Below are 14003 nucleotides of genomic sequence, written 5' to 3'. Positions count from 1 at the left end.
TGACCCTGGCGGCGCTGGGCCTCTCCGCCTGGTCCGGGCGAATCACCCGGGAAGGACGTGAAGAACGATGATCGTACTGCTCGCCTGCATCGTCGCCCTGCTGTTCCTGTATCTGGGCTACGCCCTGATTAACCCGGAAAAGTTCTGAACCGCCGCATCCGGCAAACCGGCATGCGCAAGAATCGAAATTGTTCGTCGGCCGTACGCGGCCGACCCATCAGATGGAGGGAAGTTTTGTGACTACTATCAGCATCCTCGCAATCGCCGTCACGCTGCTGATCGCCTTGGCGCTGGCGAAGCCGGTCGGCCTGTACCTGGCCGCGGCATTCGATTACGGCCCCAACCGGCTGAACCGGATCTACGGACCGTTCGAGCGGCTCATCTATAAAGTGAGCGGCATTCGCGAAGAGAATCAAAGTTGGAAAACGTACGCGGTCTCGCTGATCGCAAGCAATGCCGTCATGATCCTGCTCGTCTACCTGGTGCTCCGCTTCCAGGGACTGTTGCCGCTGAATCCGGCCGGCATCGCGAACATGGAACCGACGCTCGCGTTCAACACCGCGATCAGCTTCATGGCCAATACCGATCTGCAGCATTACAGCGGCGAGAGCGGCGTCTCCTACCTGTCGCAGATCAGCGTGCTCGTATTCGCCATGTTCGTCTCGCCGGCCACCGGCCTTGCGCTTGTCATGGCCTTCATTCGCGGCTTGACGGGCAGAGCGGCCGGGAACTTTTTCGCCGATCTGATCCGCGGCCTGACCCGCGTGCTGCTGCCGGTTGCTTTCGTCTCGGCGCTGCTGTTCGTCTTCACGGGCGTTCCGCAGACGTTCGAACCGGCCGCAGCGGCCTCGACACTCGAAGGTGCGCAGCAGACGATTGCCCGCGGACCGGTCGCCTCGTTCCTTGCGATCAAGGAATTGGGCAATAACGGCGGCGGTTTCCTCGGCGTCAACTCGGCGCATCCGTTCGAGAATCCGAACGGACTCAGCAATCTGCTGCAAATCCTGCTCATGCTGCTCGTGACCTCCGCCCTGCCGTTCGCTTACGGCAAAATGGCCGGTTCGGTCAAACAGGGCCGCGTGCTGTTTCTCTCCATGTTCATGCTGCTGCTCGTGATGACGACCGTGTCGCTCACGGCCGAAAGCGCGGGCAATCCGGCACTGAACGCGCTGGGCATCGACCACAGCCAGGGTTCGATGGAAGGCAAGGAAGTGCGGCTCGGCGAAGCGCAGTCGGCTTTCTACTCCGTCATTACGACGGCGGCCGAGACCGGAGCCGTCAATACGATGCACGATACGCTGACGCCGATCGGCGGACTTGTTCCGCTGGCCAACATGATGCTCAACACGGTATTCGGCGGCATGGGCGTAGGCTTCGTCAATGCGCTGATGTACGCGATCATCGCCGTGTTCCTGTCCGGCCTGATGGTCGGACGCACCCCGGAATTCCTCGGACGCAAGATCGAAGGCAAAGAAATGAAGCTGATCGCGGTTACCCTGCTGATCCAGCCGTTCCTGATCCTGGTGCCGACGGCCATCGCGCTGGCCACCCATCCGGAGACGATCTCGAATCCCGGATTCCACGGTCTGACGCAGGCGCTGTACGAGTTCACTTCGGCGGCGGCCAACAACGGTTCGGGCTTCGAAGGATTGGGCGACGCAAACGCATTCTGGAATATCTCGACCGGTATCGTCATGTTCCTCGGCCGGTATCTCTCGATGGTGACGCTGCTTGCGGTCGCCGGTTCGCTGGCAGCCAAGAAGCGGATTCCGGAATCGTCCGGCACGTTCCGTACCGACACCGCGATGTTCGGAGCCGTCTTCGTCGGCGTCGTGCTGATCGTCGGCGCGCTGACGTTCTTCCCCGCCCTCGTACTCGGCCCAATCGCCGAACAGCTGACGCTGTAAACCTCTTACTTAGAAATGGAGACGCTGATTTATGGATAAGAAAAAGACCATGCTGAGCGGGGAGATCGCAAGCGCCGCCCTGCGGCAGTCGTTCGTCAAGCTAGATCCGCGCATCATGCTGCGCAACCCGGTCATGTTCGTCGTCGAGATCGGATTTCTGGTCACGCTGCTGCTGTGCTTCGTGCCGGACGCGTTCGGCGGTACCGTTCCGCGCTGGTTCAACATCGTCACTTCGATCATTCTGCTGCTGACGCTGCTGTTCGCCAACTTCGCCGAAGCGCTGGCCGAAGGCCGCGGCAAAGCCCAGGCCGATTCGCTCAAAAAAACCAAGCAGGACGTCGCGGCCAATAAAGTATCCAGCGGCGGTGCGGTCAAGGTTGTACCGGCTTCCGAGCTGCGCAAAGGCGATTTCGTCGTCGTCTCGACCGGCGAAATGATTCCGGGCGACGGCGAAGTCGTGGAAGGCCTCGCTTCCGTCGACGAATCGGCGATCACCGGCGAATCCGCTCCGGTCATCAAGGAGGCGGGCGGCGATTTCAGCTCCGTTACCGGCGGCACCAAAGTGGTCAGCGACAAGATCAAAGTACGGATCACCGCCGATCCCGGCGAATCGTTCCTCGATCGGATGATCTCGCTCGTCGAAGGTGCGAAGCGCCAGAAGACGCCGAACGAAATCGCGCTGAACACGGTACTCGTCAGCCTGACGCTGATCTTCCTGATCGTCGTCGTCACGCTGCCGTTCCTGTCGGACTTCCTCGGCATCCAAATGGAAATCCCGATCCTGATCGCCCTGCTCGTCTGCCTGATTCCGACCACGATCGGCGGACTGCTGTCCGCGATCGGCATCGCGGGCATGGACCGGGTGACCCAGTTCAACGTGCTCGCCATGTCCGGCAAAGCGGTCGAAGCGTCCGGCGATATCAATACGATCATTCTCGACAAAACGGGCACGATCACGTTCGGCAACCGGATGGCGAGCGAATTCGTCGCCGTTCAGGGCAGCCGCGAAGACGAGACGGCGTACTGGGCTTCGGTCAGTTCGCTGCGCGACGAGACGCCGGAAGGCCGCTCGGTACTGGAACTGATGAAAAAGAACGGATTCCTCTACGACGAAGAGCTGGCCGAAGGCGGCGAGTTTATCGAATTCAAAGCCGAGACAAGAATGAGCGGCATCGACTTGGCGGACGGGCGCAAAGTCCGCAAAGGCGCGGTCGACTCCGTCAAACAGTGGGTACTCTCGCAGGGCGGCACGATTCCAAGCGACCTTGAAACAAGCAGCGCCGCGATCGCGACCGCCGGCGGTACGCCGCTTGCCGTCGCCGTCGACGAGAAGATCTACGGTCTGATCTACCTCAAGGACACGGTCAAGCCCGGCATGCGCGATCGGTTCGAACAGATGCGCCGCATGGGCATCAAGACCATCATGTGTACCGGCGACAATCCGCTGACCGCCGCCACCATTGCCCGCGAAGCGGGCGTGGACGATTTTATTGCCGAGAGCACGCCGGAAGACAAGATTGCCGTGATCCGCCGCGAGCAGGCCGAAGGCAAGCTCGTCGCCATGACCGGCGACGGCACGAACGATGCGCCCGCTCTGGCCCAAGCCGATGTCGGCATCGCCATGAACAGCGGGACCGTCGCCGCCAAGGAAGCGGCCAATATGGTCGATCTGGATTCCGACCCGTCGAAGATCATCGAAGTGGTCGCGATCGGCAAGCAGCTGCTTATGACGCGCGGCGCGCTGACCACTTTCAGTATTGCCAACGACGTCGCCAAATATTTTGCGATCATTCCGGCCATGTTCATGCTGGCGGTTCCGCAGATGCAGACCCTCAATATCATGCGGCTCGATTCCCCGCTGTCGGCGATCCTGTCGGCGCTGATCTTCAACGCGGTCATCATCCCGATGCTGATCCCGCTGGCGATGCGGGGCGTGGCCTACAAGCCGATGAGCACAAGCCGCCTGCTCGGCAAAAACCTGCTCATCTACGGTTTCGGCGGCGTCCTCGTACCTTTTGTCGGAATCAAGCTGATCGACCTGGTCGTCCAGGTATTTATCTAAACCAATAAAATCGAGTAATCGAAATCGACGAAACCATCAAAAACGGCGGTTCGGCCGACATCCGTTTTCTATCCTTTAACGGACTTTCGGCGCCCGCCCCATCAATTGGAGGATACCTTTTATGCGAATCATATGGGTGACGCTGCGCACTACTTTTTCCGTGGCTATCATGTGCTGCCTGGTCTATAACGTCGCCGTCTGGGCCGTCGCCCAGGCCGCCGCGCCGGACAAGGCCAACGGCAGCCTGATCGAGGATGCCCAAGGACAGGTCGTCGGCTCGCGGTTGATCGGCCAAAGCTTCACCGATCCCGGCTACTTCCACGGCCGCGTGTCGAGTATCGACTACGACGCGAACGGTTCCGGTTCTCCGAACTACGCGCCGTCCAATTCGGATCTGCTGCTGCGCACGCAGGAATCGGTCTCTGCCTGGCAGAGCGAGAATCCCGACGTGCCCGTGTCCGGACTGCCGATCGACCTCGTAACCAATTCCGGTTCGGGCCTCGATCCGCAGATCAGCCCGGCTTCCGCCGAAGCGCAGGTTCCGCGCATCAGCGCGGCAACCGGAATCGCGGCGGACAAGCTTATGCAGATGATCGAACGGCATACGCAGGGCCGTTCGCTGGGCCTGTTCGGCGAACCCGCCGTCAACGTACTGGAGCTGAATCTGGATGTTCAGGCGGCCCGTTAATCCTTCGACCCCACTCGCACAGGCGCAAGCTTCAAGGATCAATCGGAAGGAAGAGCCCTTATGCCCGACTTCAAACGCAAATCGCCGGAGGAGATTCTGGAGTCGATCCATGCTCTCTACAACGGCCGGCTGAAGATTATCATCGGAGCCGTGTCCGGCTCCGGCAAGACGTACCATATGCTCCGGGACGGACAGACGCTCAAGTCCCAGGGGGTCGACGTCGCCCTGTGCGCCGTATCGACCATGCGCCGGCCGGAAACGATCGAGCAGCTTGAAGGACTGGAGCGTATTCCGAGCATCCATTGGACTACCCAAGACGGCACCGAACGCAAAGACCTCGATCTGGACGCCATTTTGAAGCGGAATCCGGAAGTACTGCTGACCGACGGACTCGCGCACCGCAACCGCCCCGGCGCTCCGAACGGTTCGCGGCTGGACGATATCCGGTTCCTGTTGGCCCAAGGGATCAGCGTAATCGCCACCGTCAACGTCTACGAACTGCAGGGCGTGACCGAGATGGCTCGCAGACTGATCGGGATCGACGTCAAGGAAACGGTCCCGTCCGACACGCTGGAGCTTGCGGACGAGGTGAGGTTGATCGACGTCACGCCGGAAGCGCTGCTGGCGCGGATCGAAGACGGACTGCTCACGAATATGCCGGACAAGACGCGGCTCAGCCGCGGCAATATCGGCGTCCTGCGCGAACTGACGCTTCGGCTCGTAGCCGAAGGCGTCAACGGAAGCCTGCTCAAATACCGCGACGAACAAGGGTATACCGGCGCCTCGGGCACTTCGGAACATATTCTGGTGTCCGCCCAATACCATTGGAACGGTTCGATCCATATCCGCCGGGGACAGCAGATCGCGCAGCGGCTCGGCGGCGAGCTGTCGGTCGTCACGTTCGTCAACGCGGGTGACCGGCTCGGGCCGGAACGCGAAGAATTCCGCCGATCGATCCGCAAGCTGTGCGAGAAGATCGGGGCTACGCTGCATGAGATCAAGATCGGCTCGCGCCGCGAGATTCCGCCCACGCTCGTCCGTCTTGCGCTGGAACAGAACGTCTCCCGCATTGTGATCGGACACTCGAACCAGACGCGGGCCCAGGAATTTTGGAAAGGTTCGATCGTGGCGGAAATGGTCAAGCGGATGTGCAACGCGGACGTGTTCGTTGTCGCGGATCGGACCGCCGGCGGCGGCGAGCGGATTCTGCCGACCAAACGCAAAGAACCGCTCGGCGATCCCGCCGGTCCTTACCGCCGTCTCAGCGAAGAACAGGCCGGAAGGCGGATCGAGGCGCTCAAGCGCGGCCGGTTCAAAGTGTACATCGGCGCCGCTCCGGGTGTAGGCAAGACGTACACCATGCTGCGGGAAGGCAATATTTTGCGCAAAAAAAACATCGATGTCGTCGTCGGTCTGCTCGAAACGCACGGACGGCGCGAGACGCAGGCCCAGGTCGGCGAGTTGGAACAAGTGCCCCGGTTCGTCTTCTCCTACAAAGGCGCCCAGCTCGAAGAAATGGACGCGGATGCGATTATCGCCCGCAACCCCGAAGTGGTGCTCGTCGACGAACTGGCGCATACGAACGTTCCCGGCAGTCTTAACAAAAAGCGCTATGAAGACGTCATCCGCCTTCTGAACGCCGGCATCTCCGTCATCTCCACCATGAACGTGCAGCATCTGGAAAGCCTGAACGACAACGTCGAGCAGCTGACCGGCGTGCGTGTGCGGGAAACGGTGCCCGACTCTATCCTGCGCCTCGCCGACGAAGTCGAATTGATCGACGTTACGCCCAAAGCGCTGCAGGAGCGGATGCGGGAAGGACGAATCTATGCCCGGGAAAAAGTGGACCAGGCGCTGGGGAACTTTTTCAAAACGGGCAATCTGATCGCGCTTCGGGAACTGGCGCTGCGCGAAATCGCGGACGATGTGGACGAACGGCTGGAATCGTGGGAACGCAGCGCTTCGCTGCGCGGTCCCTGGCGGCGCGAGGAAGTCATCTTCGTGGCGATCACGCTGAGCGATAACGCCGAACGGCTGATCCGGCGCGGTTTCCGGATCGCCTACCGGCTCAAGGCTTCGTGGCACGTCTGCTACATCCCGGACGGAGTCTGCCCCGAAGCCCGGGAAAAGGAGCGGATCGAGCAGCTTCAGCGGCTGACCCGGCGGCTCGGCGGACAGTTCGATCTCGGTCAGCGGGTGCCTGCGCGCCGGCTGCACGAAGAACTGCTGATGCGCGCCGACGCCCGGCGCTGCACGCAGCTTATCGTCGGCCAGACCCGGCGGCCCGCCGCTTACCGTTTGCTGTTCGGTTCACTGACCCGCCGCCTGCTGCGCACGGCCCGGCATATGGACCTGCTGGTGGTGGCGCGGTTCGACCAAGCGGCGCAGGTGAAACGGGAAGAATAAAGGAGGCGCATCCCAGAATGAACGAAGGCGGATTGTCCGGGATCGAACTGTTTGCGTTTGACCTTGCCGAAGAAGCCGGGGCGAAAGAGCCGCGCAGGATCGTTCGCCGATACGGCCTGCTGAAGCTGTCCTGCGGAGAAACCGCCGGCTGCGGCGCCTGCCTGCTATCCGAAGGCTTCGCTCCCGCCGACCCGGTCCGGTGGAGCGCCTGTCTGCGGCGCCTGCGCGGCTTGGCGCCGGAAGAAGCGGCGGCCGCGATCGCGGCCGACCGCTGGGGCGCGCGAGAGCGGCACCCCGCGCAGTACGCGCTGGCTGCGCGCACACTGGCCGATCTGCTCGCCGCGCGGGAAGCGCGACGGTCCGGCGCGCGCCTGCTGCTCGGCCTCGGCGCGGCCGGAATGCTGGGCGGCCTGGCCGCCCGGGCTTCGGCGCAAGGCTCCGACGCGCCCGGCGGTCCGGCTGCGGACAGCCGCGCCCAGGGCGGCGGACGGTCGCAGCATGCGGCTGTTCGCTTGACGCCGGAGGCCCTCGTCCGGGCGGCGCGCACTTCCGCCGTGATCGGACGGCCTGCTTCGTCCGACCTGATGGACCGGGCGGACTCGTACTGCTCGTGGTTTTGACAACTGCGGGAATACGGAATATCCGCAACTTTTTTATAGGAAAAGACAAAGAGCCTGCTTCAAACGCAGGCTCTTTGTCTTTTCCTTTCGTTCGTTCTCCTGGCTTAGGACGTATACAATCCGTTTCTTTATTTCAACGTATATCGCGACACCGTGTTCCCGGCGCCTTTCCGGTGCACATACAGTTCGCCTTTGCCGGCGTAGCAGAAGGAGTCCCCTCTAACGCGCTCCGCATCGGCATTCCTATCGACTTCATGCACCTTGCTTAAGGTTTTGGCGTCCAGTGCGTGGAACTTGCCGTCTTTTTTGCTCGTTACGGTGACTTCTCCGCTTGGAGCGGCCCTATTTCACAGAAGGGACGACCGGCTTGGCGGAATCGTTCGCAGAAACAGAAATTTTTTCCTAAACTCTTTGTTTTTTCGGGATTATTTCAGCGTATAATGCGACACCGTCTTGTTCACATTGCCGTCCGTCGCATGCACATACAGCTCGCCGCCGCCTTCGTACAGGAACGAATAGGTTGCTTGTGCCGGCGATTCTTCGTTCATGTCGAGTTCGTATTTGACGCTCAGATCTTTGGGATCGAGAGCTTTGAACGTCCCGGCTTTTTCGCTGGTCAGCACGATTTCGTCCGTCGTTTTCGCTTTGGCCAGCCACAGGTCTTCGCCTTCGAAGTCTTTGCCCGTTCTCAGCTTGTTGTCGGCTCCGTACAGCTCAAGCTTGTTTCCGCTTTGCAGCACGAATCCGTCTCCGGTCGGTACAAATGCGGCTTTTGTCGACAGCTCGCGCTCCCACTTCTTGACGCCTTGGGCATCGAACAGAACCAGCGATTTGCTGCGCTTGATCAGCTTCGGATCGATTTCCTGAGCGCCTTCTTTGATCTCGACCGCGCTCATATCCGATTTATCGAACTGGATCAGCGTTTGACCTCCGCTTAACGAGAAGACGGCCGGACCGAAATCAACGGATCGCCCGTTAAGGCCGATCGTGGTCCATTTAGGCATTTGATGTTCCAGCACGGGTTTTTTCAGATCGTTCAAGCTTCGGAACAATTGGATTTTCGGGCCTTGAGCCAGCACTTGCCCGTTGGGAAGCAGGCTGATCAGGGCACCTTCGTTATGGATTTCCGAAGCTTTCACTTTCTTCGTGCTTTTCAGCTTGCCATTTTTGTCGAAGATGGAGAAAGTTTGTACGACTTCCGCATTTTTCGGGTAGGCGATATCGGTAACGACAAGGCTGTCGTTATCCAGAATTTGAAACTGCTTGACGTCTCCGCCTCCCAGAGAGGTTTCCCATTTGAGTTTGCCTTCGGCATTGACCACTTCCAGCTTATACTGCTTATCCTTGTCTTTTTTTCTCAGGAAGTATGAATTGCCGTCTTTGTCATGCAGGACCTGCCCGCTGCTCGTCAGGATTTCCGAGCTGCCTCTGAAATCGTAAGTCCAGTTGTCCTTGCCGCCATTGTCTTGATCGAAAGACTGCACGATATGCGACTTGTTTCCTTTGACCGCCCAGAAATACAGATTGTCGCCCGCAAATGTACCAAACCGGAACCCGCTGTCGAGATCCAGGTTCGCCGGAACTTTGTACGACCAATCCAATTCGCTTGCCGGCTGCGCGGCATAGGCTCCTCCCGCACCGACTCCGGTAATTCCCAGTGCGACGGCCATGCTCAGCATTGCGGGTTTAAAAGACTTTTTCATGTTGTTTCCTCCTTGAATAGGGTATTTTCGTGAAACTTGAACATCCGACAGAGGGAAATAACTTATATTTACTTAAATGGAGACAATTAACTCGTACGCACAGTTCGGAAAAAAAGAAAAATAATTTAAAAAAGTTTTGGGGGAACGCATCTGCCGCCGTTTTATCCCCTCCTATCACAGCCTTCTCTTTACTAGACGATTTTCATCACACAAACGTCTTAAAAAAAAGGATTTCTTTTATTTTTTTCTTCTCAGCTCCGATGGAGCGCCTCCCCGCAGCTGCCGAAACACCCGGTTGAACGTCCGCACATTGCCGAATCCGCATTCCAGCGCAATATCGATCAGCTTGGCGTCGGTGCCGACGATCATCCGCTCGGCGCGGCCGATCCGCAGCTCGTTGAGATAGGTATTGTAGTTCATGCCGGTCACATTCTTGAAAAACCGGGAAAAATGAAACACGCTCATCCGCGCCCGCTCCGCTCCGTCTTGAAGAGTAAGCGGCAGCGTGCAGTTTCGGTCGAGATAATCCAGCAGTTCCTGCGTCACCTTGAGATGGGCGGCCGAACGGGCGCTCCGTCTGCTGTCCGGTGCCGCCGCCGACGCATAGCGCAGCGCCAACCCGCACAGCATATGAAGCAGCCCGGTGATTACCGCATCCGACTGCTCCCGCCCTTCCGCTCCTTCCGCTTCGATCCGCTTCATTACGCCGGCCAATTCCTCCAGCGCTTCCCGTTCGAACGCGGACGGGACGCCCGTTTCCGAATACGGAATAAACGGCGAGCGGACCACCCCTTCTTCCGGCCAACCTGCCGTGCTGCCGATCAGCCGGGGGTTGAACACGACCAGAATAATCTCCGACTCGCTTCGGCCGCTGTCATAATAATGAATATCTCCGCTGCCGCAAAAAGCGAATTCGCCCGCCCGCAGCGTTCGCGTTCCGGAGTTGATTCCGACCTGAAGCGAACCTTCGCTCACGTAGATAAACTCCACATCGTGATGCCAATGCGCCAGAAAATTGATATTGCGTACGGTCGAGATCTGGACCGGCAGACCGCTGCCATAGATCCGGTTTTCGTGAAAAGCTTTCATCGCCGTGCCTCCGTTCTTCTGCTTAAGTAGCTGCATAATAGCAAAAATCGTCCACTTTCACAACGAATATGGCGCGCTTCGTGTAAGGGCTTCCTTTACAATATGGCTGTAGGATTAATCAGCAGGTTTCATATTCGCACAAGAGATGGGAGATCGATAGGATGAGCAAGCAGGCTTTGATCGTAAGCGGAGGCTGGGACGGACACCAGCCGAAGGAAGTCGCCGACATTTTCGCGGAAACGCTTCGTCAGGAAGGATTCGAAGCGGAGATTTCTTATACATTGGACGCTTTTCTGGACGAGGAACGGCTGCTGAAGCTCGATCTGATCGTGCCGGTATGGACCATGGGCGAGATCAGTAACGAGCAGCTTCAACCGGTGCTCAAAGCGGTGGAATCCGGCGTGGGTATGGCGGGCTGCCACGGCGGCATGTGCGACTCCTTCCGCAACAGCGTCGAGTGGCAATTTTTGACCGGATCACAGTGGGTGGCGCATCCGTTCAACGACGGCGTGGAGTATGAAGTGCGCATGACGCGGACTTCTTCCAGCCCGATCGTCGAGAATATCCCGGATTTCACCGTCAAATCGGAGCAGTATTACCTGCATGTCGATCCGGTAGTGGATGTGCTGGCTACCACGACGTTCAAGATCAGCGAAGGCCCCCATTCCGCCAACGGCGAAACCGTGATGCCGGTCGTCTACACCAAGCGCTGGGGCGCGGGCAAAGTCTTCTATAACTCGCTTGGCCACCAGGCGAACATTTTCGATATTCCGGAAGCCAAAGAACTGATGCGGCGCGGCATGCTGTGGGCGGCGCGCTGAACGTGAACCTATTCCCAACGGACGAGAGGCGGAAACAGCCATGCGCAAAGTAAAAATCGGCATCATCGGCTGCGGCAATATAAGCGGCATCTACCTGGAAAATCTGACCCGGACGTTCGCCAACACGGAAGTGTACGCGATCTCCGACATCAGCGAAGAACGGATGGCCGCGGCCGCGGAGAAATACGGCATTCCGAACCAGTGGACAGCCGAGCAGATTCTGGCCAGCCCGGAAATCGAGATCGTACTCAATCTGACGACGCCGGGCGACCATTTCCGCATCTGCCGTCTGGCGCTGGAGCACGGCAAGCACGTTTACGTGGAAAAGCCGCTCTCCCTGTTGCCCGGGCAGGGCAGCGAACTGGTCGAATTGGCCCGCGAAAAAGGACTGCTGCTCGGCGGCGCGCCGGATACCTTCCTCGGCGCCGGCCTGCAGACTTCCCGCAAGCTGATCGACGACGGCTATATCGGAACGCCGGTCGCGGCGACCGCCTTCATGCTGGGCCACGGCCACGAGAACTGGCACCCGAATCCGGCGTTCTATTACCAGGCCGGCGGCGGCCCGATGTTCGATATGGGGCCGTATTACCTGACCGCGCTCGTCTCGCTGCTCGGTCCGGCGCAGACCGTGGCGGGCATGGCGGCCAAATCGTTCGAGCAGCGCACGATCACCAGCCAGCCGCTGTTCGGCGAGAAGATCGACGTTGAAGTTCCGACGCATATCGCGGGCACGGTGCGGTTTCGCGGCGGGGCGGTCGCGACGATGATCACGAGCTTCGACGTCTGGAGCAGCACGCTGCCGTTCATCGAAATCTACGGCACGCTTGGCACCCTGCTCGTCCCCGATCCGAACAACTTCGGCGGTCCGGTGCTGCTGCGCCCGGCCGGCGGGAACGAGTTCAAGGAGATTCCGGTCGTGCATCAATACGCCGAGAACAGCCGGGGACTCGGCATCGCCGACATGGCCCACTGCATCGTAAACGGCGGCACGCCGCGCGCAAACGGCGAATTGGCGAACCACGTGCTGGAAATCATGCACGCGTTCCATACCAGTTCGGACAGCGGCGTGTATGCGCAACTGACCACGACCTGCGAGCAGCCCCGCCCGCTGCCGCTGGGACTTGTCCGGGGATATGTGGAATAAAGATTCTAGGATGCCCACGACAAAAAACCTGAACAGCCGGCGCTTTTCCCTGCCGGTCGTTCAGGTTTTTTTGATTATTCGAGGCGGGCATCAGCCTAGTTCCCTGCGCATCCTGTAATGCGGAATGCCGATTTCTTCGAACCGCTCGCCTTCTCGGATATACTCCAGCTTCTCGTAAAAAGGCACCGCGTTCTCCCGCGCATGCAATACGATCTCGCCGTATCCAAGCTCGGCGGCCCGAACTTCGGCGAACCGCACCATGTCCCGCCCGGTTCCCGTTCCGCGCCGCGCTTTTTCGACCGCCACCTGCTTCATCTGCAGGGTGCGCCCGTCCAAGGCGCGAAGCAGCAGCGTACCGACCAGCCGCTCGGCGTGAGCGTCTCCGGCCCCGCTTCGGGCAAAAGCCCCGATATGCAGCGCGTCGGCATCGCCGGACAAATCGTCGTCCGCGATGCTCATGCCCAGCGGACGGCGCAGTACCTCGTCGCGCAGCTTCAGCGCCTGTTCGTACTCGGCTTCGGCGAACGGAATTTGGCGCACCGAGAGTGCTTCCGCTTGATTTTGCTGTTTCGTCATCGGCTTGGCCTCCTTATGCAAAAGCGGGCCGACACGGCCGCTCCCCTCCGCTTGGAACAAGCGGCTAGCGATCCGTTTTCCCGCGATCCTGCGATCTTGCGCCTACCCGGCCGTCATACGATCGGCGCTCGCGGGCCCGTGCCATGCACTGCTGCGCTTTCTCGTACTGGCGGTCTCTTTTGTACAGCTCCGCCAGCTCCAGATTCGCTTCCCGGTCTTCCGGGTCGATCGCGAGCAGCTTCTCGAACGCCGCTTTGCTTGCTCCGTAGCGGCGCAGATCTTTATTGATCAACCCTTTGTTGAACAGGGCATCGGTCGATTGGGGATTGACGTCCAGCGCCCGTTCGAGCTGCTCCAGACACTTCGAATACGGTTCCCACAGCTGGTAGTAGACGACGGACAAATGCACATGCGCCTCTTCCAGACGGGGATCCAGTTCGATCGCACGCAAATAGCAGGACTTGGCTTCCTTGAGCCGCATCGTTCGTTCGCAGACGTAAGCCAGCACCGACCAGCTGTCTGCGGATTCCGCGTTCAGCATAAGCGCACGCCGCGCCATGGCTTCGGCTTCTTCGTTCTTGCCGCGATTCGCATATACCCGCGCTTTGCCGGCATACGGATTTTCCCAGGTCGGCCGCATCTTCATCGTCTGGTCGAACAGCTCCAGCGCGCCGCGCGAATCGCCCAGCATCAGCCGGCAGCGTCCGAGGTAATCGAGAGTCTCGGCATCCATTCCTTTTTCCACCAGCGCCTTTTTAAAATAAAAATCGGCATTCCGGAAGTCTCTTCGGTTGTAGCACTCGATGCCTTTGTCGAAATGGTTCATGCAGATCCCCTCCCCTATGCCCCGATTGTACCTGAAAGTAGAAAGCCGCGTATCGTTTATCGCAAATTTGCCGCCGCAAAACCGGGAAAACCCGGCGCGTGCGCGTGGAAAGATCCGGCTTTGAGCGGGTAGGGCGGACGATCCGCGCAGCTCCGAACGAT

12 protein-coding genes are annotated in these 14003 nt (G+C 59.6%); 8 read left to right on the top strand and 4 right to left on the bottom strand.

Going from position 1 to position 14003, the window contains the following annotated elements; translation table 11 throughout:
- The first annotated feature begins 67 nt into the window (after positions 1–67).
- The 6 genes from kdpF (at position 68) to HOP44_RS10960 (ending at position 7683) form a co-directional block, all read left to right on the top strand.
- On the top strand, positions 68–148 hold the full coding sequence (gene kdpF, locus HOP44_RS23255; RefSeq protein WP_172196169.1) for a K(+)-transporting ATPase subunit F: 81 nt from the start codon (positions 68–70) through the stop codon (positions 146–148).
- 73 nt (positions 149–221) lie between these two features.
- Entirely contained in the window at positions 222–1907 is a 1686-nt protein-coding gene (gene kdpA / locus HOP44_RS10980; RefSeq protein WP_216667555.1) for a potassium-transporting ATPase subunit KdpA, read from the top strand.
- A gap of 31 nt (positions 1908–1938) precedes the next feature.
- Positions 1939–3969, top strand: a complete 2031-nt coding sequence (kdpB, locus tag HOP44_RS10975; RefSeq protein ID WP_172253228.1) for a potassium-transporting ATPase subunit KdpB — start codon at positions 1939–1941, stop codon at positions 3967–3969.
- A 121-nt stretch (positions 3970–4090) separates the two neighbouring features.
- The gene (kdpC, locus tag HOP44_RS10970) at positions 4091–4657 is read left to right on the top strand and encodes a potassium-transporting ATPase subunit KdpC (RefSeq protein ID WP_172253227.1); all 567 of its coding nucleotides are present in this window, start codon (positions 4091–4093) and stop codon (positions 4655–4657) included.
- A gap of 60 nt (positions 4658–4717) precedes the next feature.
- A complete protein-coding gene (locus HOP44_RS10965; protein WP_172253226.1) occupies positions 4718–7063 on the top strand; it encodes a universal stress protein in 2346 nt (781 codons plus the stop codon).
- Positions 7064–7080: 17 nt separating this feature from the next.
- Positions 7081–7683, top strand: a complete 603-nt coding sequence (locus HOP44_RS10960; protein WP_172253225.1) for a hypothetical protein — start codon at positions 7081–7083, stop codon at positions 7681–7683.
- A 425-nt stretch (positions 7684–8108) separates the two neighbouring features.
- On the opposite strand, the gene HOP44_RS10955 is transcribed toward HOP44_RS10960, so the two are convergent.
- Complete coding sequence (locus HOP44_RS10955) at positions 8109–9386, bottom strand: hypothetical protein (RefSeq protein ID WP_172253224.1); 1278 nt, start codon at positions 9384–9386, stop codon at positions 8109–8111.
- Between the two features lie 237 nt (positions 9387–9623).
- Positions 9624–10475 carry an AraC family transcriptional regulator gene (locus HOP44_RS10950; RefSeq protein WP_172253223.1) on the bottom strand — a complete coding sequence of 284 codons (852 nt, stop codon included), beginning with the start codon at positions 10473–10475 and terminating at the stop codon, positions 9624–9626.
- Positions 10476–10636: 161 nt separating this feature from the next.
- Between HOP44_RS10950 and HOP44_RS10945 the strand changes: the two genes are divergently transcribed.
- Positions 10637–11296 (top strand): ThuA domain-containing protein, encoded by a 660-nt coding sequence (locus tag HOP44_RS10945; RefSeq protein ID WP_172253221.1) that lies wholly within the window; start codon positions 10637–10639, stop codon positions 11294–11296.
- 40 nt (positions 11297–11336) lie between these two features.
- Positions 11337–12440 carry a Gfo/Idh/MocA family protein gene (locus HOP44_RS10940; RefSeq protein WP_172253219.1) on the top strand — a complete coding sequence of 368 codons (1104 nt, stop codon included), beginning with the start codon at positions 11337–11339 and terminating at the stop codon, positions 12438–12440.
- A 90-nt stretch (positions 12441–12530) separates the two neighbouring features.
- Here the strand turns inward: HOP44_RS10940 and HOP44_RS10935 are convergent, their stop codons facing one another.
- A complete protein-coding gene (locus HOP44_RS10935; RefSeq protein ID WP_172253217.1) occupies positions 12531–13016 on the bottom strand; it encodes a GNAT family N-acetyltransferase in 486 nt (161 codons plus the stop codon).
- Between the two features lie 64 nt (positions 13017–13080).
- Positions 13081–13842 (bottom strand): tetratricopeptide repeat protein, encoded by a 762-nt coding sequence (locus tag HOP44_RS10930; protein WP_172253215.1) that lies wholly within the window; start codon positions 13840–13842, stop codon positions 13081–13083.
- Positions 13843–14003: the final 161 nt, after the last annotated feature.

The sequence above is a fragment of the Saccharibacillus deserti genome (assembly GCF_013618475.1).
Taxonomy (GTDB): Bacteria; Bacillota; Bacilli; order Paenibacillales; family Paenibacillaceae; genus Saccharibacillus; species Saccharibacillus deserti.
Note: the sequence above shows the minus strand (reverse complement) of the source record. Positions and strands in the feature narration are given on the sequence as shown.

Coding starts and splice junctions, on each gene's coding strand:
- kdpF (WP_172196169.1), top strand. CDS start 68: ATGATCGTACTGCTCGCCTGCATCGTCGCCCTGCTGTTCCTGTATCTG.
- kdpA (WP_216667555.1), top strand. CDS start 222: ATGGAGGGAAGTTTTGTGACTACTATCAGCATCCTCGCAATCGCCGTC.
- kdpB (WP_172253228.1), top strand. CDS start 1,939: ATGGATAAGAAAAAGACCATGCTGAGCGGGGAGATCGCAAGCGCCGCC.
- kdpC (WP_172253227.1), top strand. CDS start 4,091: ATGCGAATCATATGGGTGACGCTGCGCACTACTTTTTCCGTGGCTATC.
- HOP44_RS10965 (WP_172253226.1), top strand. CDS start 4,718: ATGCCCGACTTCAAACGCAAATCGCCGGAGGAGATTCTGGAGTCGATC.
- HOP44_RS10960 (WP_172253225.1), top strand. CDS start 7,081: ATGAACGAAGGCGGATTGTCCGGGATCGAACTGTTTGCGTTTGACCTT.
- HOP44_RS10955 (WP_172253224.1), bottom strand. CDS start 9,386: ATGAAAAAGTCTTTTAAACCCGCAATGCTGAGCATGGCCGTCGCACTG.
- HOP44_RS10950 (WP_172253223.1), bottom strand. CDS start 10,475: ATGAAAGCTTTTCACGAAAACCGGATCTATGGCAGCGGTCTGCCGGTC.
- HOP44_RS10945 (WP_172253221.1), top strand. CDS start 10,637: ATGAGCAAGCAGGCTTTGATCGTAAGCGGAGGCTGGGACGGACACCAG.
- HOP44_RS10940 (WP_172253219.1), top strand. CDS start 11,337: ATGCGCAAAGTAAAAATCGGCATCATCGGCTGCGGCAATATAAGCGGC.
- HOP44_RS10935 (WP_172253217.1), bottom strand. CDS start 13,016: ATGACGAAACAGCAAAATCAAGCGGAAGCACTCTCGGTGCGCCAAATT.
- HOP44_RS10930 (WP_172253215.1), bottom strand. CDS start 13,842: ATGAACCATTTCGACAAAGGCATCGAGTGCTACAACCGAAGAGACTTC.